Origin of the sequence: Lentzea sp. CA-135723, from assembly GCF_050936595.1 — a bacterium.
Classification (GTDB): Bacteria; Actinomycetota; Actinomycetes; order Mycobacteriales; family Pseudonocardiaceae; genus Lentzea.
The window spans coordinates 6,732,744-6,750,759 of sequence record NZ_JBNJMK010000001.1; the positions used below are offsets into that span (position 1 = coordinate 6,732,744).

Consider the following 18,016-nt stretch of genomic DNA (forward strand, 5'->3'; position numbering starts at 1 on the left):
GTGGGCAGGCGGATTGTGCGACTTGGTGGGTACGGCATGCCAGGTCCGACGCGCGGGGCCTGACACGTCGGCGCCTGGCACAGCAGGGCGGACGCGGCGGGTTCACGCCCGACGACTGAGCCTGCGTGCGAAGGCGCGGCCGGCTGGGCGAGGCCGCGTGGCTTGAGCCGTGCGGAGCGCCGCGTGGCGAGCCGCCGCGAGCGCTGGCCGCGGCCCTCGTGCCTGGCTTCCTCGACTGGCGCCTGCGACCTGCTTGGCCGACCAGCGCGCCCGTGACCTCCCGGCCGACCAGCCGTGCCGCCGGGCTTCACCAGCGGCCCTACTCGCCTGGCTGAGGTGGGCGGGCCGACGTCAGCACCAGCACGGCGTTCGTCCGCACCCCGGCCTGCCGCAGCGCCCCCACGCAGGCCGAGGCGGTCGCCCCGGTCGTGACCACGTCGTCCAGCAGCACCGTGGTCCCGGGCACCTTCAGCCTCGGCCGCACCCCGGCTCGCGGCTGCACGGAGATCCCCGGCGGCCCCGGCCCTCGCGCCTCCGCCGCCCCGAACGCCCTCGCCATCCCGAACAGTCTCGCCGCACTGGGCGCCTCCGCCACCCCGAAGGCCTGCGCCGCACCGAACGCTCCCGCCGCCCCGATCCTCTCCGTCGCCCCGAAGGCCTGCGCCGCCCCGGACGCCTCCGCCGCCCCGAAGGCCTGCGCCGCCCCGAAGGCCTCCTCCAGGCCGTGCACCTCCACCCGGCCCTCCAGGTTCCGCCGTCGTGCCCCCGGCCCCAGCCCCACCGAGTCGGCCACCCCCGCTGCCAGCCTCAGCACCGGCGCCACCGCGGCCACCTCCGCCTCCCGCGCTATCCGCAGCACGTGGTCGCCCCCGCGGTCGCGGGCGGCGCTGCGGCGGGACGGGGCGGGCACGAGAGTCCAAGGTGGAGGGCCGAGCGCCACCAGCGCGGCCGCCACGAGGGCGCCGAACCAGGCCGCCAGGGCGTGGGTGCCGCGTTCCTTGAAGGCGAGCACCAGTTCGCGGGCGGCACCCGCGTAGGGCGCCAGTGTCCACACAGGTGGCGCGACGCCCGGCACCTGGAGGCGTAGCGGCGGGCCGAAGGTGGCTAGGCACCTGGCGCAGCAGGGAGTTCCCTGGCGGCCGCAGCCTGCGCAGCGGGCTGGGACGAGGAGGTCGAGTGCTGTCATGGAGCCAGGATGGCGGTGGGGTCTGACAGAAAATCGGCGCGGACGGCGGCGACCGCCCCGAGAGGACTCGTGACGGGGTCTTTCGGCACCGCCCACAAGGGTGAAGTTGAGGTGACGTTGTCGATCTCCCGGCGGCGGCGCGCGGCGAGAAATCCCCTGCTCGGCAAGAGTTCTGTGACGACGTCCCAAGATCTTGTAACTCGTTTCGACCCGTTTGTCCCATCGTCTGTTGAGACGGTGTTTCGGAACCGATCAGTCCGCACGTCACCGCGGTCGATCAAGCCTCGCCCACTGCGCCAAGAGCGCACCGACACCACCCGTCCAGCGCCGCCTGGCGAGCCCCTCAAGTTAACGATTATTCACATGTGGAGCTGACCAGCGGTTATTCATTGAATGGCCCCTATGGCCGGCATGCGTGGTGATCGACACCCTTGTCCGGCATTGGGCGAAATCCGCCGTTCAGCCGGGCGTGACAGGCCCGTGATCGGGCATCCGGGCCGCTCGAAGGCCTCGGAAGAAGTGCGTCAGGCGTGCGGGAAGTGGTTCGGAATCGATCTCTTCCAGGTTTCGGGAACATGACGCGCGGGTCGCCCGTTGGCTGGGTATGAGGGCGCGACAGGAGCCGTTCGACGCAGTGACACTGCCGTCGAGTGCAGCCACGAGTGTGCGCCGTTCGGGTGAGCGAGGTGCTGTGGGGTTTGGTTCGGAGCACGCTCGGGAAGTGACTGACGACAGGCTGTCGTCGCGCTACGTAGTCACCGAAAAATCTCGCCGTTCCCCCGGCAAGGGGGCTTACGCGACGGTGAATCCCAAGCTAACGTGCACCGCTATCAGCGTTCCCGGCCCGCGGGGAGGAGGCGAACAGCCCATGATCCTGGCGCCGTGAGAGCTGAGGGAGACGACCCTCTGCGACACATCTGCGATCCAAGATCGCCACGGCGCTTTTAAAGCAGTCCAGCCATAGCTCGCAGCAAAGCGAGGGAGGTCGTGTATGGACATCGTCGTTAAGGGCCGCAACGTCGAGGTGCCCGATCACTACAGGGTTCACGTCGCCGAAAAGCTGGCCCGGCTTGAGCGCTACGACCGCAAGGTCATCCGCTTCGACGTGGAACTTTTCCACGAACCGAACCGCCGCCAGTCGAAGAACTGCCAGCGGGTCGAAATCACCGGCAAGGGACGTGGACCCGTGGTCCGTTCCGAAGCCTGCGCGGGTGACTTCTACGCCGCGCTCGACGCTGCGGTCGCGAAGCTCGAGAACCGTCTGCGTCGGTCGCACGACCGCAGGCGCGTCCACCACGGGGCCCGCGCCCCGATCTCGGTGGCCGAAGCGACAAGCGGACTCGGTGAGATGTCCGCAGGCGAAGCAATGACGTCGCGCCGCGCCAAGACCGCGGTGCTCGACGCACCCGAGGCCGACTACGAGGGCATGGCGGAAGTGCCCGCGCAGCGGTGGGACGACGGCCTCGAAGACAAGTTGCCCGGACGCGTCGTACGCGAAAAGGAGCACGCCGCCAAACCGATGACCGTCGACCAGGCCCTCTACGAGATGGAACTGGTCGGACACGACTTCTACCTGTTCGCCGACACCGAATGCGGGCGCCCGAGTGTCGTCTACCGCCGGAAGGGATTCGACTACGGCGTGATCAGGCTGGCCTGACCCGCACGGACCCTCGTTCCTTCGACCGCCGCCGCCCCGCACCCCTCGCGTGCGGGGCGGCGGCGTGCGTCTGTCCAGGCACCAACGCACGTGCGCGCACGCCGTCTACCGCCACTCGGCCGCTTCCGGCACCGTGAAGTTCACCGTCAAGGTGAAATCCGCCGGACCAGGAACCTTTACGCGGCCCTCATGCGTTCACCACATCAGTAGCCGAGGTGGGGGCACCGGCGACAGGTGGTGCGGGAAGATCCCGGAAACGGCACCTGACCTGCGAAAACCAGGTCGGGCGTGTCAATCCGCCTGTGTCCGTGCACACATCTTGGCGACTTGCCTACGATGGGCAGGGGAAAGGCGTCCGACGTGGGCGCGCCGCGATACAGGTGATGAGGTCTATCCAGATGGTGCTGTCCCGACTGCTCCGCTCCGGCGAGGGCAAGATGCTCAAGCGCCTCCGCAACATCGCACAGCACATCAACCACCTGGAAGACGAGGTGGTGGACCTCTCCGACGCCGAGTTGCGCGGCAAGACCGAGGAGTTCAAGAAGCGCTACGCCGAGGGCGAGACGCTCGACGAACTGCTCCCCGAGGCGTTCGCCGTGGCCCGCGAGGCCGCCAAGCGCACCCTGGGCCAGCGGCCCTACGACGTGCAGATGATGGGTGGAGCGGCGCTCCACCTGGGTCAGATCTCCGAGATGCGCACCGGTGAGGGCAAGACGCTGACCTCGGTCATGCCCGTCTACCTCAACGCGATCGCCGGCAAGGGCGTCCACGTCATCACCACGAACGACTACCTGGCCAAGCGCGACGCGGACTGGATGGGCCGCGTGCACCGCTTCCTGGGTCTGTCCGTCGGCGCGATCCTCTCCGAGATGACGCCGGACCAGCGCCGCGCGTCCTACAACTCGGACATCACCTACGGCACGAACAACGAGTTCGGCTTCGACTACCTGCGCGACAACATGGCGTGGAGCCTGGACGAGTGCGTGCAGCGCGGCCACTACTTCGCGATCGTCGACGAGGTCGACTCGATCCTGATCGACGAGGCCCGCACGCCGCTGATCATCTCCGGCCCTGCCGAGCAGTCCGCTCGCTGGTACACGGAGTTCGCGCGCCTCGCCCCGCGCATGCGCGGCATCGACGTCACCCAGCTCTCCCAGAAGGACCGCATCGAGGTCATCGAGGAGAAGTCGAAGTCGTACCACTACCAGTACGACGAGAAGAAGCGCACGGTCGCCGTCACCGAGCTCGGTGTGGAGTTCATCGAGGACCAGCTCGGCATCGACAACCTGTACGAGGCGGCCAACACGCCGTTGGTGGGCTACCTGAACAACGCCCTCAAGGCGAAGGAGCTCTACAACCGCGACAAGGACTACATCCTCCGCAACGGCGAAGTGATGATCGTCGACGAGTTCACGGGTCGTGTGCTCTCCGGTCGTCGCTACAACGAGGGCATGCACCAGGCCATCGAGGCCAAGGAGGGCGTGGAGATCAAGGCGGAGAACCAGACCCTCGCCACGATCACCCTGCAGAACTACTTCCGGCTCTACGAGAAGCTCGGCGGCATGACCGGTACCGCCGAGACCGAGGCGGCCGAGTTCCACCAGACCTACAAGCTGGGCGTCGTCCCGATCCCGACGAACCGCCCGCCGCAGCGCACCGACCAGCCCGACCTCGTCTACAAGACGGAGGAGGCGAAGTTCGAGGCCGTCGCCGAGGACATCGCCGAGAAGCACGAGCAGGGCCAGCCGGTCCTGATCGGCACGACGAGCGTCGAGCGGTCCGAGTACCTGTCGAAGCTGTTGGTGCGCAAGGGAATCCCGCACGAGGTCCTGAACGCGAAGCACCACGACCGCGAGGCGCTGATCATCGCGAAGGCGGGCCGCAAGGGCGCCGTCACCGTCGCGACGAACATGGCCGGCCGCGGTACCGACATCGTGCTGGGCGGCAACCCGGACATCATCGCCGACCACGAGCTCCGCGACCGCGGCCTCGACCCGGTGACGACGCCGGAGGAGTACGAGGCCGAGTGGGCCAAGGTCGTCGAGGAACTGACGACCCAGGGCAAGGCCGAGGCGGACGAGGTGCGTGAGGCCGGCGGTCTCTACGTCCTCGGCACCGAGCGCCACGAGTCGCGCCGCATCGACAACCAGCTCCGCGGCCGCACCGGCCGTCAGGGCGACCCCGGCGAGTCGCGCTTCTACCTCTCGTTGCAGGACGAGCTGATGCGCCGCTTCAACGCCGCCATGGTCGAGATGGTCATGACGCGCCTGAACGTGCCGGACGACCAGCCGATCGAGCACAAGATGGTCACCCGCGCCATCCGCAGCGCGCAGACCCAGGTCGAGCAGCAGAACTTCGAGATCCGCAAGAACGTCCTCAAGTACGACGAGGTCATGAACCGCCAGCGCACGGTCATCTACGCCGAGCGTCACCGCGTCCTCGCGGGCGAGGACCTGCAGGAGCAGGTCGACCACATGATCGAGTCCGTCGTGGAGGAGTACGTCCAGGGCGCCACCTCCGACGGTTACGCCGAGGACTGGGACTTCGAGAAGCTCTGGACCGCCCTCAAGACCCTGTACCCGGTCTCGATCAACGCCGACGAGCTGCTCGAGTCCGATGAGGACGTCACCAGGGAGTTCCTCCGCGACGCCCTCGTCAAGGACGCCATGGACGCCTACCGCGCCCGTGAGGCGGACATCGACGGCCGCGTGGGCGAAGGCGCCACCCGTGAGCTGGAACGCCGGGTCCTCCTCAGCGTGCTCGACCGCAAGTGGCGCGAGCACCTGTACGAAATGGACTACTTGAAGGAGGGCATCGGCCTGCGCGCCATGGCGCAGCGCGACCCCCTCATCGAGTACCAGCGCGAGGGCTTCGAGATGTTCAACGCGATGCTCGACGCGTTGCGCGAGGAGACCGTCGGCTTCCTCTTCAACCTCCAGGTGGAGGCGGCGGAGCCCGAGCAGCCCGCGGAACCCGAGGTCCCGGTGACCCTCGCGGCCACCCCGCAGGCCCTCCCGCAGGTCTCCGGCAACGGCGGCGGCAGCGGTGCCCGAGCCAGGGCCCGCGCGGCAGCGGCGGCCCAGCAGCAGGCCCAGCAGCAGCCCTCGGCCCCGGCAGGCCCGGCCATGGCCCAGCTGGCCAGCGGCAACGCCATCCCGCCCGCTCTGCGCGGCAAGGGCCTGGGCGGCCCCGGCCAGCAGAACCTGAGCTACAGCGGCCCGGCGGAAGACGGCGGCGTGGAGGAGCACGGCGAGTCGGGCAACGCCCCCTCGCAGCAGGGCGGCACCCGCAAGGAGCGCCGTGAGGCAGCCCGGCAGGCAGCCAAGAACCAGCGCAAGACCCGCTAGCCCGGCACGACCACCGCGTGGGCCGCGTTCCTCAGGGGACGCGGCCCACGCGGCTTTCCGGGGAGCGCCGACGGCGAGCCTCACTCCAGCACCGCGAACGAGGTGAACCACCACCGCCCACCGCGGTGCTCCACCCGAGCGGCCACGGCCAGAAACCGCCCGCCCCGGCGAACGGTCACCGAGATCTCCCCGACGAACCGGGAGGGGTGGCAAACCCGAGGCGGCCTTACCATCCGCGTGGACGAGGCCCGCACCGACGACCCCAACCGGCCGGCCAGGGCAGGAACGCAGACCTCCCGCAACAACCGCACCACCCGTCGCCCGTCCAGCACCTCCAACACCACGCCGACCAACCGGGCGGCGTCCAGAGCAGGCGGGGCCGGCAGGGGCACCGGCACCCACACAGGCCGGGCCCGAGGCAGCGGCACGAACGGCGCGCCACCGACCGGCGGCTCGTACGGGGCGAGGCGACGAATACCTGGGGGCATGCCGAACCAGGCGAACCACAGCCGGGAACAGGACACCGAGCACCCGAAAGTGGGTACCGTCCGAACCGTGCTCAAAGCTCTGGTGCTCGACTACGGCGGCGTCCTCACCGACCCCGGCGAGGACAACCCGAACGAACCACCCCTCTTCACCGCCCTGAAAAAAGTCAGGCGACACGGCCTCAAGACGGCCCTGCTGTCCAACGCGGACGGTTGGTGGCAGCCGCCGGCACAGCTCACGGCAGAGCTCGACGTCGCCGTCATCTCGGGCGAGGTCGGGCTGGCCAAGCCGGACACGGAGATCTACGAGCTCACGGCGCGCAGGCTGAACCTCAGGACCGACGAGTGCGTGTTCGTCGACGACCTCGCGGTCAACGTCAGGGGTGCCGCCGAGGCCGGCATGGTCGGCGTCCACCATCGGTCGACACGGTCCACCCTTGAGGAGCTGGAAATCCTGCTAGCGATCGCACTCCGCGATTGAGGGTTCACCCTGCGGCGTCATTGCCCCTTAAAACGACAGCGGCTAGCGTCTTTTTGGTCAGCAGTCGGAATGCATAGGGGAGAAAATGCGAAGAATTGTCGCTTGTGTTGCAGTCGCCATTGCAGCCACGGCAATTGCATCACCCGCGCAGGCTCAGGAACGCGGATGCAGCGAGGATTATCTGCGGGACGGGCGCACCGTCGAGGTCTACTGCGACGAGGGGCGGCCGGGGCGGTTCAGGGCCGTCGCGCACTGCACGAACGGCCTGGGGGTCTGGGACTCGTACGGGACGATCGGCCGGGTCAGGGGCGAGCCGTCGGTGGCCGCGTGCACGTCGTTGCTCGGGTACCCGCGGGTGAACGGGTACCACGTCGACTGGATCTAGAAGGTCACTGGGCCCGGCGGACCAGTTCGAAGCAGAGCACGGCCGCCGCAGAAGCCACGTTCAGGGATTCCACGCCCGCCGCCATCGGAATCGTCAGTCGTGACGTGAGGTGCTGTGCCACGTCGTCACTGATTCCTGATGTTTCGCCGCCGAGCACGAAAGCGACGCGCGAGCCGAAAGTGGCCGAATAAATCGTGTCGGACGCGTGGGAGTCCAACGCGTGAAGCGGAAAGCCGGACGCTCGCAACAAAGCCGAGGCCTCCGCCGAGGTGCCGCAGCGCAGCACGGGCGCTCGGAAAGCCACTCCGGCGGAGGCCTTCACCACGAGCGGGTCGATCGAGGCGACGCCCCGGCGGGGGACGACGATGCCGTCGATGCCCGCGGCGGTCGCGGTGCGCAGGATCATGCCGACGTTCGCGGGCGTGGTGATGCCGTCCAGCACCAGCACGGACCGCAGCCCGCCTTCCTCCAGCGCCAACGCCAGCGGCTTCATCCGCGGGGCGACGACGTCGGCCAGCACGCCCTGGTCCTGCTTGCCGTTGCCCGCCAGCACCTTCACGCGCTGAGCGGTGGCGCGCTGCACGGCCACGCCGCGTGAACGAGCCGCGTCGAGGATCTCGCGGGCGGCGGGGCCGCGGGCCGTGTCGGCGAGCACCACCTTGTCCACCGACAACGCCGGGTCGTCCAGCGCTTCCAGCACTGGCTTGCGGCCGTAGACGGTGACGAAGCGGTCCTTGGGCGAGATCTCCACCGGAAGAGAGTGCCAGAACCACTCACACCGAGCTCAAACGGGTGAAGAGCCTCACTAGAGCCGTTCGGCCCTTGTGTTTCGGATCATATCGATGATGATCGTCACATGACGGCAGGTATGCGCAGCGTCGCGCAACGTCAACATCTCGCGAGCGGCCAGGACTCGGACGTGTTCATCCGGTCCGACGGCTTGCTGGTCAAGCGCACCCGCACCGGCCGTGACCTGCGGCGCGAGGCCGAGATGATGACCTACCTGAGCGGTCACGGCATCCCCGTTCCGCGCGTGCACGAGGCCACCGAGCAGGAACTCGTCATGCAGTACGTGCCGGGCCCGCGGATGTCCGAGGAGATCGGCCGCAAGCCGTGGCTCGCGGCGAGCCTCGGCGCGGACCTCGCCGACCTGCACCACCGCCTCGACGTCATCCAGGCGCCCGACTTCCTCGACGGCGACGGCGACCTGCTGCACCTCGACCTGCACCCCGGCAACGTCGTGCTCGGGCCGGAGGGGCCGGTGGTCCTCGACTGGGCCAGCGCCACGAAGGGTGACCGCAGGCTCGACGTCGCGCTCAGCTGGGTCTCGCTCACCGTCGCCCACCTCGCGCCGGTCATGAAGCTGACGCGCTGGCGGTTCCTGCGGTCGTTCATGGCCAACGTGGACCCGAAGGCCAAGGACGCGATCCCGGAGGCCGCGCGCATCCGGCTCCAGCGGCACGACCGCGATCCGCGCGAACGCGCCGTGCTGCAGAAGCTCATGGACGGCGAACCGCACTAGGCTGGGGTTCATGCCGGACCGACTGTCAGCGCTGGACGCCTCGTTCTTGTACATGGAGGGCTCCACGACGCCGATGCACGTCGGCGGCGTGGCCGTCTTCCGCCGGCCCAAGGCGGGTTTCGACTACGACAAGCTCGTCGACCTCATCGAGCAGCGCCTCAGCCTCGTGCCGCGCTACCGGCAGAAGGTCGTGCACGTCCCCGGCCGCATCGCCCGCCCGGTCTGGGTGGACGACCCCGACTTCGACGTCACCTACCACGTGCGCCGCTCCGCCCTCCCGAAGCCGGGCAACGACACCCAGCTGCACGACCTCGTCGCGCGGCTGATGTCCCGCCCGCTCGACCACAGCCGTCCGCTGTGGGAGATCTACCTGGTCGAGGGCCTCGAGAAGAACCAGACGGCGGTCATCACCAAGACCCACCAGGCCATGATCGACGGCATCGCGTCGCTGGAGATCGGCCAGGTCATGCTGGACGTCTCGCCGACGCCGCGCACCAACGTCGAGAACCTCTGGATGCCGCAGCCCGAACCCGGCTCGCTGCAGCTCGTGGCCGACGCCGTCACCGACATCGTGCAACGGCCGGGCGAGCTCGTGGAGAACGCCCGCAGCGCCGTCCTCGACACGGTCAACACCGTCGAGAAGGTCTTCAACGCGTTCGGCATCCTCGCCCAGGCCGTCCGCACGGTCGCGACGCCCGCTCCCGGCACCCCGCTGAACGTCCGCGTCACCTCGCCGCAGCGCCGGTTCGCCGTGGCGCGCGCCCAGCTCGACGACCTGCGCGCGATCCGCAAGTCGCACGGCGGCACGGTGAACGACGTGGTCCTCGCGGCGCTGTCCGGAGCCCTGCGCAACTGGCTGCTCAGCCGCGGCGAGAACGTCACCGGCAGCACCACGATCCGCGCGATGGCACCGCTCTCCGTGCGCGAGGCCGACCCGGACTCCGGCAACAACGTGAGCGCCTACCTGGTCGACCTGCCCGTCGGGGAACCGAACCCGGTCGTGCGGCTGCACCACGTCAGCCACGCCATGCGCGCGCACCAGGAATCCGGCCAGTCCGTCGCCGCCGACGCGCTGGTCAAGGTCTCCGGCTTCGCCCCGCCGACGCTGCACGCGCTGGGCGCGAGGGCCGCCAGCTCGTTCAGCCGCCGGCTGTTCAACGTGATCGTCACCAACGTTCCCGGCCCGCAGGTGCCCCTGTACGCGGCAGGCGCGAGAATGACCGAGATCTTCCCGGTCGTGCCGCTCGCCAAGAACCAGGCGCTGGCCATCGGGGTGACGTCGTACGACGGCGGTGTGTACTTCGGGCTGAACGGCGACCGCGACGCCATGTCCGATGTGGACGTTCTCGCGACCATGGTCGAGGAGTCGGTGGAGGAACTGATGGGGACGGCGAGCGCATGAGGGTCTACATCCCGGCCACGGTGCCGATGCTGCGCACGTTCGTCGACACCGGCGAACTGGCCCCGGTGACCGGCACGGCGTTCGCGCTGACGCCCGCGTTGCGCGAGTCCTACGCGGCGGGCGACACCGAGGAGCTGGAGTACGCGGCGATGCTCGACGCCGCACGGGCCTCGTTGCGGCTGCTCGCGGCCGACGAGAAGGCCGAGCCCCGGCGCGCCGTGCTGGCGGTCGACATGGACGACGTGACACTGCGGCCCGACCTCGACTTCTCGGTCGTGAAGGTCGGTGGCTCGTTCACGATCAAGGACGTCGCGTCGGTGCACCTGGACACGGCAGAGGCCGAGCAGGACGTGCGCGCGGCCGTCGAGGTCGTGGACGCGGCGGACATGGGCGACCCGGACGCCGAGTTCACCCTGGGCAGCGCCGAGGACCACGAGCTGGCCTGGTACGCGGCGCAGGAGCTGCCGTTCGTGCTGGAGCTGCTCTAGCAGTACTGGTCACGCCGTTGGTCGTGCACCTCGGGCAGCGCGGTGAACCCCGCTGCCCGGTAGGTGGCGACCGCGCCGGCGTTCGACGAGGGCGTGCACACGATCGCGCTCGACGAACCCAGCTCCCGCAACGCCGCCGCTCCGGCGATGGTGATCGCGGTGCCGAACCCCTTGCCCCGATGGTCGCGGTGCACGCCCATCGGTTCGATCAGCCCCGGCCGTCCGGGACCCGCTGACCACACGACGATCGCCGCCACGGCGACGCCCCGTTCGAGCGCGACCAGGCTGCGGGCCTCCGCGTACGGCGAACCGACCGCCATCGCGTGCCAGCGCTCCTCGGTGAACGTCGACTTCTCGAACGACGCCCGGATCACGCCGGCGTGCACATCGGCCTGATCGTGTCCGATGACGTCGATCGACACGTCGGGGTCCAGCAGTTGGGCACCGAGATCGAGGCGCAACGGCGTCCACGGCACGTCGGACTGCCACCCGCGCGCGAACATCAACTCCTGGAACCGCGTCCCACGCGGGGATTCCACGTAGACGGTCCCGGAGGGAAGCACACCGCGTTCCGGAGTGCAGACGTCGTCGGCCAGCCGCGCGGCCAGCTCGGCGTCCTGCCGCCGTTCGGGCGCGATCGTGAACCTCAGCAGGTCCGCGCCGTCCAGCAACCCGACGGCGACGATCTCCCCGTCTGCCCGCCAGACGCGGACCGCGTCCTCTGCCGACTTGGCGCCGAAACGCCGGTACCAGCCGAGATCACCGGGGTGGAGCTGGAACGGCTGGTCGTCGTGCTGCCACTCCCGCAGCGCGCGCACGGCCTCGTCGAACACGCTCACATGCCTTCCGCCGGCTCCCACAGCTCGATCCGGTTCCCCTCGGGATCGACGCACCACCCGAACAGCCCGAACTCGGAGTCCTCGGTCTCGGGCAGCACCTCGACACCGCGCGCCTTCAGCTTCGCCATCAGCGACGACAGGTCGTCCACCCGCAGGTTCAGCATCGTGCGCTGGTGGGGTTCGCCGATGTACTCGGTGTCCTGGGCGAACAACGCCATCGTCGTCGTGCCGGGGTGGTCGTTCGTCGCCGTGTCGAGCCAGTGGAAGGTGACGGTGCCCTTCTCGCTCATCGGCACGCCCAGGTTGTCGCGATACCAGGCGGCTAACCGCACAGGGTCTCTAGAACGCAGGAAAACCCCGCCGATGCCTGTCACCCGCGCCACCCGACGGACCCTACTACCGCGTGCCACGATGGGGGAATGGACGCAGTCACGTCTGCACCCGAACCGGTCAACGAGCCCGTGCGCACCTACGCACCCGGCAGCGCCGAACGGTCCAGTCTGAAGGCACGCATCGATGAGCTCGAAGGCGTCACGCACGAGCTGACGATGACCATCGGCGGTCAGCAGCGCATGGGTGGCGGCGAACGCATGAACGTCGTCCAGCCGCACGACCACAGGCATGTCCTCGGCGTCACGGCGCACGCGACGAACTCCGACGTCGCCGACGCCATGCGCGCCGCCCAGCACGCCGCGCCGGTCTGGCAGGAGCTGCCGTTCGACGAACGCGCCGCCGTGCTGCTGCGCGCCGCCGACCTGCTCGCCGGGCCGTGGCGTGACACGCTCAACGCCGCCACGATCCTCGGCCAGTCGAAGTCCGTGCAGCAGGCGGAGATCGACGCGGCGTGCGAGCTCATCGACTTCCTGCGCTACAACGTCCACTTCGGCCGTCGCGTCCTCGAAGAGCAGCCCGTGTCGTCGCCGGGCGTGTGGAACCGGATGGACCACCGGCCGCTGGACGGGTTCGTCGTGGCGATCACACCGTTCAACTTCACCGCCATCGCCGGCAACCTGCCGCTCGCGCCCGCGCTGATGGGCAACACGGTGCTGTGGAAGCCGTCGCCGACGCAGCAGCTGGCCGCGCACTTCACGATGCGGCTGCTCGAAGAGGCGGGCCTGCCGCCGGGCGTGATCAACCTGGTGACCGGCGACGGCCAGGCCCTGAGCCAGGTCGCGTTGCGGGACAGGTTCTTCGCTGGCCTGCACTTCACCGGCTCCACGCGCACGTTCAAGACGTTGTGGCAGACCATGGCGGGCAACCTCGACAACTACCGCGCCTACCCGCGCGTCGTCGGCGAGACCGGCGGCAAGGACTTCGTGCTGGCACACGCTTCCGCCGATCCCCGCGCACTCGTCACGGGTCTGGTGCGCGGTGCTTTCGAGTACCAGGGCCAGAAGTGCTCGGCGGCGTCACGCGCGTACGTCGCCAGGTCGTTGTGGGAGGGCGGGGTCCACGACCAGCTGCTCGACGTCACGAAGTCGTTGTCCTACGGCGATGTCACGGACCTGTCGGTGTTCGGTGGCGCCGTGATCGACGCACGCGCGTTCGCCAAGCACAAGGAAGCGCTGCTGATGGCGTCCGCGTCCACTTCGGTCGAGGTGCTGGCGGGAGGCACGTGCGACGACTCGACGGGCTACTTCGTCGACCCGACCGTCCTGCTCGGCACAGACCCGCACCACGACATCTTCACGACCGAGTACTTCGGACCCATCCTCGCCGTGCACGTCTACGACGACGCGGACTTCCCGAAGATGATGGAGACCATCGACACGTCAACGCCGTACGCGCTCACCGGCGCCGTGTTCGCCCGTGACCGTGTTGCGGTGGAACAGGCTCATCGCGCCTTGCGGTTCGCAGCGGGCAACTTCTACGTCAACGACAAGCCGACCGGCGCGGTGGTGGGGCAGCAGCCGTTCGGTGGGTCGCGCAGCTCCGGCACCAACGACAAGGCGGGCTCGATCTACAACCTCCAGAGGTGGACGAGCCCGCGCGCCATCAAGGAGACGCTGGTGCCGCCGACGGACCACCGGTATCCGCACATGGGTCAGTGACGCGGCCGCCACCCGGTGGCCTCGGTGAGCTTCGTGCTCACCACCCGCTGCGACCTGCCGAAGATCTCGAACGCGACCGCGAACCTCGCGACGAACCCCGGCAGGCGCGTGATCCCGGTGTCGCGCTTGAGCACCGGCGTCCCGGCGTTGTAGATCCCCGGAGGCGCGTCGAGGGCGGCGATCGCTGCCGCCGCCGCGTCCGCGGGGTGCACGACGGACATCCAGCCGTCGCCGACGAGCACCGGCGGCGACTGCGCCTGCCCGCCGATCAGCAGGCCGTAGCGCAGGAACACGCCGCCGGGGTGCTGGAGGACGTTGTGCTGCGCCGTGACCGAGCTCGCGATGTGCCCGACCGGCTTGATCGGCGAGTCCTCGGTGAGCTCGGCGTCCCCGCCGTCCGCGTAGACGAACGAGATGCCCTCCTGCACGACCCTGCCGACCCCGGCCACCTTCGCCGCCTCGACCACCGCCGCGCTGCCCTCGGTGCGGATGCGGTCGTTGTCGGCCCAGGCGCTCACCCGCACGGCCTTGGCGCTCAGCGGGATGCGGGTGGCGAGGTTGATGACGGCGTCGTAGCCCGCCAGCGCGTTCGCCAACTGGCCGGCGTCGAACAGCGAGGTCGTGTGCCGGTCCAGCACCCCGCCCTCGTGTCCCGCCGCCTCCAGCTGCGGCACCACTTCCCGTCCGAGCACACCCGACGCACCGATCACGAATACCTTCATGACCGGTGGACGAGACAGCGCGCCGATGTGTGACGCCTACTTCGGGAGCCTCTCGAAAGCCTTGGCGGCGAAGCCCTGCACGACCTGCCCGACGGCGTTGCGATCCTTGTCGCGCTTGACCACCTGGAACCGGACGAGCTGCTTGTCCCGCACCTCCAGCACGGCGTCGCAGGTCACGACACCGGCGGAGTCCTTGCACCTGGTGCTGAGCGGGCGGTTGTTGCTCTCGCCCTCACCACCCGCGATCGCCCCGCCGAAGCCGCCGTCGGACAGCAGCTTGCCGGACTCGTCCGCGAACGCGCCCTCGACCAGCGTCAGCTTCGCGGTCAGCGAGTCGAACTGGAAGTCGCACGTCTGACCCGACCTGGCCGGGGTGCCCGTGAGCGAGCCGGCGTCGCCGTCCTCGAGCAGCGAGCACGGGTCGACGGTCGTGAACGCCGGGCCGGACGGTCCGGTCGAGCAGGCGGTGAGGGCGAGGAGCAGCACCGGAAGCAGTCGGATCATGTCCAGAGTCTTCCTCACGACGACACGGGCAGGCGGTCGAGTGCGAACTGGATCAGGATGGTGAGCTGGAACTGGAGCCATGCCTCCGACGCGCCGGGCGACCCCGCCTTGACGGTCAGCGACCGCGCGTGGCCGACCGCCGCCCACGCGCCGCAGTCCTGCTCGCCGCCGTTCTCGTCGCAGCCGAACCACACGGTGTGCCCGTCGATCTGGCCCTGGTGGCCGTTCGGGTGAGCCTTCTTCACCTCGTCGTACTCGATCTCCTCCAGCCCGGCGAGGACGGTCATGTCACCGTTCGGATACCTGAAGGTGTACTTGCAGAACCCCCGGCGCGACGCGTCGAGGGCGGGCGGGGCCGCTGCCGCCTTGAGGTTCGGGCTGCTGCCGTCCGTCGGCATCGCTTCGCACGGGTCGAACGCGGCCAGGTTCCGCGGCTTATCGACGCGCGGCGACGTGGTCGGCACGGGCTTCGGTGGCGGTCCGGGGATCGCCACCGTGCACGAAGTGAGGGCAGCGCACAGCAGGACGACCCCCAGAAGTCTGCTCACGCGAGCAGTGTGACTGACGGCCGCAACCTCAATCCGTGTAGTCGTCCAACCCGGCCCGCGAGGCCAGCAGCCGCCGCAACGACGTGAGCCTGCCCGGCGCGTCCGGCACCAGTTCGTCCAGCATGCAGCCCGGGTCCTCGGGCGCCCCGAGGTGGCCGCAGCCCGGCGGGCACTCCTCGGCGGCCTCGGCGAAGTCCGGGAACGCCTTCACGATGTCGTTCGGCGTGATGTGCGCGAGCCCGAACGAGCGGATGCCCGGCGTGTCGACGACCCAGCCGCCGTCCGGCAGCCGCAGCGCCACGGCCTGGGTCGAGGTGTGCCGGCCCTTGCCGACGCCGGACACCACGCCGACCGCGCGGTTCGCGTCCGGCACGAGCTTGTTGACCAGCGTGGACTTGCCGACGCCGGAGTGGCCGATCAGGCACGACACCGTGTCGCTGAGGCGGGCGCGGAGCTCGGCGGGTTCCTCGTCGGAGCGCGTCACGACCACCGGCACGTCCAGTTCGGTGTACAGCGCCAGCAGCGAGTCGGGGGAGGCGAGGTCCGACTTCGTCAGGCACAGCACCGGTTCCAGGCCGCCCGCGTAGGCGGCGACCAGGCACCGGTCGATGAAACCCGTGCGCGGCGGGGGATCCGCCAGCGCCACGACCATGATGAGCTGGGAGGCGTTCGCGACGACGACCCGTTCGAACGGGTCGGTGTCGTCCGCGGTCCTGCGCAGTACCGAGGTCCGCTCCTCGACGCGCACGATGCGGGCCAGCGTGTCCGGCTGGCCCGACGTGTCACCGACGATGCCGACCCGGTCGCCGACCACGACGGGCGTGCGGCCGAGTTCGCGCGCGCGCATCGCCGTGACGACGACGTCGTCGTCCAGCGCGCACGTCCAACGGCCGCGGTCGACGCCGATGACCATCGCGGTCTCGGCGTCGGCGTGTTCCGGCCGCCTCTTGGTGCGCGGCCGCGTCCCCTTGCCGGGGCGCACCCGCACGTCGGACTCGTCGAGCCTGCGCCAGTCCCGCTTGCCCACGATCTACGCGCCCCCGGTGAGCATGGCGTTCCACATGCCGGGGAAGTCGGGGATGGTCTTGGTGGTGCTGCCGATGTCGTCCACCTCGATGCCGGGCACGACGAGACCGATGATCGCGCCCGCCGTCGCCATCCGGTGGTCGGCGTACGCCTGCCACAGCCCGCCGTGCAACGGCCTCGGGTCGATGACCAGGCCGTCCTCGGTCTCGGTCGCGTTGCCGCCGACCGCGTTGATCTCGTGGACCAGCGCGGCGATCCGGTCCGTCTCGTGGCCGCGGATGTGCGCGACGCCGCGGATGACCGTGCGGCCTTCGGCGAGCGCGGCCAGCGCGGCCACGGTCGGCGTCAGCTCGCTCTCGTCGTGCAGGTCGATGTCCACACCGGACAGCTTCTCCGGGCCGCGCACGGTCAGGCCGCGCTCGTCCACCTCGACGGTGCACCCCATGCGCTCCAGGATGCCGCGCACCGCGTCACCCGGCTGGGTCGTCTCGGACGGCCAGTGCGGGACCGTAACCTCGCCGCCGGTCACCGCGGCCGCCGCCAGGAACACCGTCGCGTTCGACAGGTCCGGCTCCACGTGCCACGTCCGCGCCTTGATCACGCCGGGTTCGACGTGCCACGTCGTGGTGCCGTCGGTCTCCACCTCGACGCCGACCGAGCGCAGCGTCTGCACCGTCATGTCGATGTGCGGCAACGAGGGCACCGGTTTGCCGGCGTGCCGGACCGTCACCCCCTTGTCGAACCGCGCGGCCGACAGCAGCAGGCCCGAGACGAACTGCGACGAGCCCGACGCGTCGATCGTCACCTCGCCGCCGGGCACCGAACCCGTGCCGTGCAACGTGAACGGCAGCGCGTCGCCGTCGATCTCCGCGCCCAGCGACCGCAGCGCACCCAGCACGGTGCTCATCGGCCGCGTGCGGGCGTGCGGGTCGCCGTCGAACCTGATCGCGCCCTCGGCCAGCGCGGCGGCGGGCGGCAGGAAGCGCATGACCGTGCCCGCGAGGCCGCAGTCGACGTCGGCGGGACCGCGCAGCAGGCCCGGCAGCACGTCCCAGCCGCCGTCCGCGCGGTCGGTGAACCCGACGCCGAGCGACGTCAGCGCCGCCGCCATCAGCACGGTGTCACGGCTGCGCAACGGCGCGTGGACCGTGGACGGCCCGTCGGCCAGCGCCGCGAGCACCAGGACGCGGTTCGTGATCGACTTCGAGCCGGGCACCGGCACGGTCGAGTGGACTGGGCCGGACGCGCTGGGGGCTGACCAGTGCTGAGTCATGCCGCAATGATCCCGCATCTGTCTTTTGCCAGATCGCGGTGGTGCACCTGACCTGGGACAGATAGCACCAGGCTGAGCGGCGTGGGACGATTGGGACTTC

At 69.8% G+C, this 18,016-nt stretch carries 18 protein-coding genes; 8 read left to right on the plus strand and 10 right to left on the minus strand.

All coding sequences use genetic code 11. The annotated features are described in order from the left end of the window. Positions 1 to 319: 319 nt before the first annotated feature. A complete protein-coding gene (locus ACQEU1_RS31570) occupies positions 320 to 1,186 on the minus strand; it encodes a ComF family protein (RefSeq protein ID WP_433209607.1) in 867 nt (288 codons plus the stop codon). Positions 1,187 to 2,177: 991 nt separating this feature from the next. On the opposite strand from ACQEU1_RS31570, the gene hpf reads away from it, so the two are divergent. Continuing rightward, positions 2,178 to 2,843 (plus strand): ribosome hibernation-promoting factor, HPF/YfiA family, encoded by a 666-nt coding sequence (hpf, locus tag ACQEU1_RS31575; RefSeq protein ID WP_433209610.1) that lies wholly within the window; start codon positions 2,178 to 2,180, stop codon positions 2,841 to 2,843. A gap of 398 nt (positions 2,844 to 3,241) precedes the next feature. Further along, the gene (gene secA, locus ACQEU1_RS31580; RefSeq protein WP_433209613.1) at positions 3,242 to 6,190 is read left to right on the plus strand and encodes a preprotein translocase subunit SecA; all 2,949 of its coding nucleotides are present in this window, start codon (positions 3,242 to 3,244) and stop codon (positions 6,188 to 6,190) included. Positions 6,191 to 6,270: 80 nt separating this feature from the next. Here secA and ACQEU1_RS31585 read toward each other — a convergent pair whose 3' ends face one another. After that, complete coding sequence (locus ACQEU1_RS31585) at positions 6,271 to 6,714, minus strand: Rv3235 family protein (RefSeq protein ID WP_433209616.1); 444 nt, start codon at positions 6,712 to 6,714, stop codon at positions 6,271 to 6,273. Between the two features lie 31 nt (positions 6,715 to 6,745). On the opposite strand from ACQEU1_RS31585, the gene ACQEU1_RS31590 reads away from it, so the two are divergent. Together ACQEU1_RS31590 and ACQEU1_RS31595 are read left to right on the plus strand one after the other, a co-directional pair. After that, positions 6,746 to 7,156, plus strand: coding sequence for an HAD-IA family hydrolase (locus ACQEU1_RS31590; RefSeq protein WP_433209619.1), 411 nt, complete (start codon positions 6,746 to 6,748; stop codon positions 7,154 to 7,156). 85 nt (positions 7,157 to 7,241) lie between these two features. Continuing rightward, positions 7,242 to 7,541 carry a hypothetical protein gene (locus tag ACQEU1_RS31595; protein WP_433209622.1) on the plus strand — a complete coding sequence of 100 codons (300 nt, stop codon included), beginning with the start codon at positions 7,242 to 7,244 and terminating at the stop codon, positions 7,539 to 7,541. A 4-nt stretch (positions 7,542 to 7,545) separates the two neighbouring features. Here the strand turns inward: ACQEU1_RS31595 and ACQEU1_RS31600 are convergent, their stop codons facing one another. Further along, positions 7,546 to 8,292: a TrmH family RNA methyltransferase gene (locus tag ACQEU1_RS31600; protein WP_433209625.1), complete on the minus strand. Its 747-nt coding sequence runs from the start codon at positions 8,290 to 8,292 to the stop codon at positions 7,546 to 7,548. Between the two features lie 105 nt (positions 8,293 to 8,397). Between ACQEU1_RS31600 and ACQEU1_RS31605 the strand changes: the two genes are divergently transcribed. Genes ACQEU1_RS31605 through ACQEU1_RS31615 form a run of 3 tightly spaced genes read left to right on the plus strand, consistent with a single transcriptional unit; the run spans position 8,398 to position 10,953 of the window. Continuing rightward, on the plus strand, positions 8,398 to 9,063 hold the full coding sequence (locus ACQEU1_RS31605; RefSeq protein WP_433209627.1) for a phosphotransferase: 666 nt from the start codon (positions 8,398 to 8,400) through the stop codon (positions 9,061 to 9,063). Between the two features lie 10 nt (positions 9,064 to 9,073). Then, positions 9,074 to 10,465 carry a WS/DGAT/MGAT family O-acyltransferase gene (locus ACQEU1_RS31610; protein ID WP_433209629.1) on the plus strand — a complete coding sequence of 464 codons (1,392 nt, stop codon included), beginning with the start codon at positions 9,074 to 9,076 and terminating at the stop codon, positions 10,463 to 10,465. Beyond that, positions 10,462 to 10,953, plus strand: coding sequence for a DUF6912 family protein (locus ACQEU1_RS31615; RefSeq protein ID WP_433209631.1), 492 nt, complete (start codon positions 10,462 to 10,464; stop codon positions 10,951 to 10,953). Before ACQEU1_RS31610 ends, ACQEU1_RS31615 begins: the two co-directional genes overlap by 4 nt. Here ACQEU1_RS31615 and ACQEU1_RS31620 read toward each other — a convergent pair. Both ACQEU1_RS31620 and ACQEU1_RS31625 read right to left on the minus strand, forming a co-directional pair. Next, a complete protein-coding gene (locus ACQEU1_RS31620) occupies positions 10,950 to 11,792 on the minus strand; it encodes an N-acetyltransferase family protein (RefSeq protein WP_433209633.1) in 843 nt (280 codons plus the stop codon). The genes ACQEU1_RS31615 and ACQEU1_RS31620 overlap by 4 nt on opposite strands. Further along, positions 11,789 to 12,124, minus strand: a complete 336-nt coding sequence (locus ACQEU1_RS31625) for a VOC family protein (RefSeq protein WP_433209635.1) — start codon at positions 12,122 to 12,124, stop codon at positions 11,789 to 11,791. Before ACQEU1_RS31625 ends, ACQEU1_RS31620 begins: the two co-directional genes overlap by 4 nt. An 87-nt stretch (positions 12,125 to 12,211) precedes the next feature. Between ACQEU1_RS31625 and pruA the strand changes: the two genes are divergently transcribed. Further along, positions 12,212 to 13,843: an L-glutamate gamma-semialdehyde dehydrogenase gene (pruA, locus tag ACQEU1_RS31630; RefSeq protein ID WP_433209637.1), complete on the plus strand. Its 1,632-nt coding sequence runs from the start codon at positions 12,212 to 12,214 to the stop codon at positions 13,841 to 13,843. On the opposite strand, the gene ACQEU1_RS31635 is transcribed toward pruA, so the two are convergent. Genes ACQEU1_RS31635 through aroA form a run of 5 tightly spaced genes read right to left on the minus strand, consistent with a single transcriptional unit; the run spans position 13,837 to position 17,916 of the window. Continuing rightward, positions 13,837 to 14,565 (minus strand): NAD-dependent epimerase/dehydratase family protein, encoded by a 729-nt coding sequence (locus tag ACQEU1_RS31635; protein WP_433209639.1) that lies wholly within the window; start codon positions 14,563 to 14,565, stop codon positions 13,837 to 13,839. The two genes, pruA and ACQEU1_RS31635, sit on opposite strands and share 7 nt — an antisense overlap. A gap of 36 nt (positions 14,566 to 14,601) precedes the next feature. After that, positions 14,602 to 15,069: a hypothetical protein gene (locus ACQEU1_RS31640; protein WP_433209641.1), complete on the minus strand. Its 468-nt coding sequence runs from the start codon at positions 15,067 to 15,069 to the stop codon at positions 14,602 to 14,604. 14 nt (positions 15,070 to 15,083) lie between these two features. Beyond that, entirely contained in the window at positions 15,084 to 15,617 is a 534-nt protein-coding gene (locus ACQEU1_RS31645) for a hypothetical protein (protein ID WP_433209643.1), read from the minus strand. A gap of 28 nt (positions 15,618 to 15,645) precedes the next feature. Then, entirely contained in the window at positions 15,646 to 16,644 is a 999-nt protein-coding gene (rsgA, locus tag ACQEU1_RS31650) for a ribosome small subunit-dependent GTPase A (protein WP_433209645.1), read from the minus strand. 3 nt (positions 16,645 to 16,647) lie between these two features. After that, positions 16,648 to 17,916, minus strand: a complete 1,269-nt coding sequence (aroA, locus tag ACQEU1_RS31655; RefSeq protein WP_433209647.1) for a 3-phosphoshikimate 1-carboxyvinyltransferase — start codon at positions 17,914 to 17,916, stop codon at positions 16,648 to 16,650. Positions 17,917 to 18,016: the final 100 nt, after the last annotated feature.

Coding starts and splice junctions, on each gene's coding strand:
- ACQEU1_RS31610 (WP_433209629.1), top strand. CDS start 9,074: ATGCCGGACCGACTGTCAGCGCTGGACGCCTCGTTCTTGTACATGGAG.
- ACQEU1_RS31635 (WP_433209639.1), bottom strand. CDS start 14,565: ATGAAGGTATTCGTGATCGGTGCGTCGGGTGTGCTCGGACGGGAAGTG.
- aroA (WP_433209647.1), bottom strand. CDS start 17,916: ATGACTCAGCACTGGTCAGCCCCCAGCGCGTCCGGCCCAGTCCACTCG.
- secA (WP_433209613.1), top strand. CDS start 3,242: ATGGTGCTGTCCCGACTGCTCCGCTCCGGCGAGGGCAAGATGCTCAAG.
- hpf (WP_433209610.1), top strand. CDS start 2,178: ATGGACATCGTCGTTAAGGGCCGCAACGTCGAGGTGCCCGATCACTAC.
- ACQEU1_RS31640 (WP_433209641.1), bottom strand. CDS start 15,069: ATGATCCGACTGCTTCCGGTGCTGCTCCTCGCCCTCACCGCCTGCTCG.
- ACQEU1_RS31615 (WP_433209631.1), top strand. CDS start 10,462: ATGAGGGTCTACATCCCGGCCACGGTGCCGATGCTGCGCACGTTCGTC.
- ACQEU1_RS31570 (WP_433209607.1), bottom strand. CDS start 1,186: ATGACAGCACTCGACCTCCTCGTCCCAGCCCGCTGCGCAGGCTGCGGC.
- pruA (WP_433209637.1), top strand. CDS start 12,212: ATGGACGCAGTCACGTCTGCACCCGAACCGGTCAACGAGCCCGTGCGC.
- ACQEU1_RS31605 (WP_433209627.1), top strand. CDS start 8,398: ATGACGGCAGGTATGCGCAGCGTCGCGCAACGTCAACATCTCGCGAGC.
- ACQEU1_RS31595 (WP_433209622.1), top strand. CDS start 7,242: ATGCGAAGAATTGTCGCTTGTGTTGCAGTCGCCATTGCAGCCACGGCA.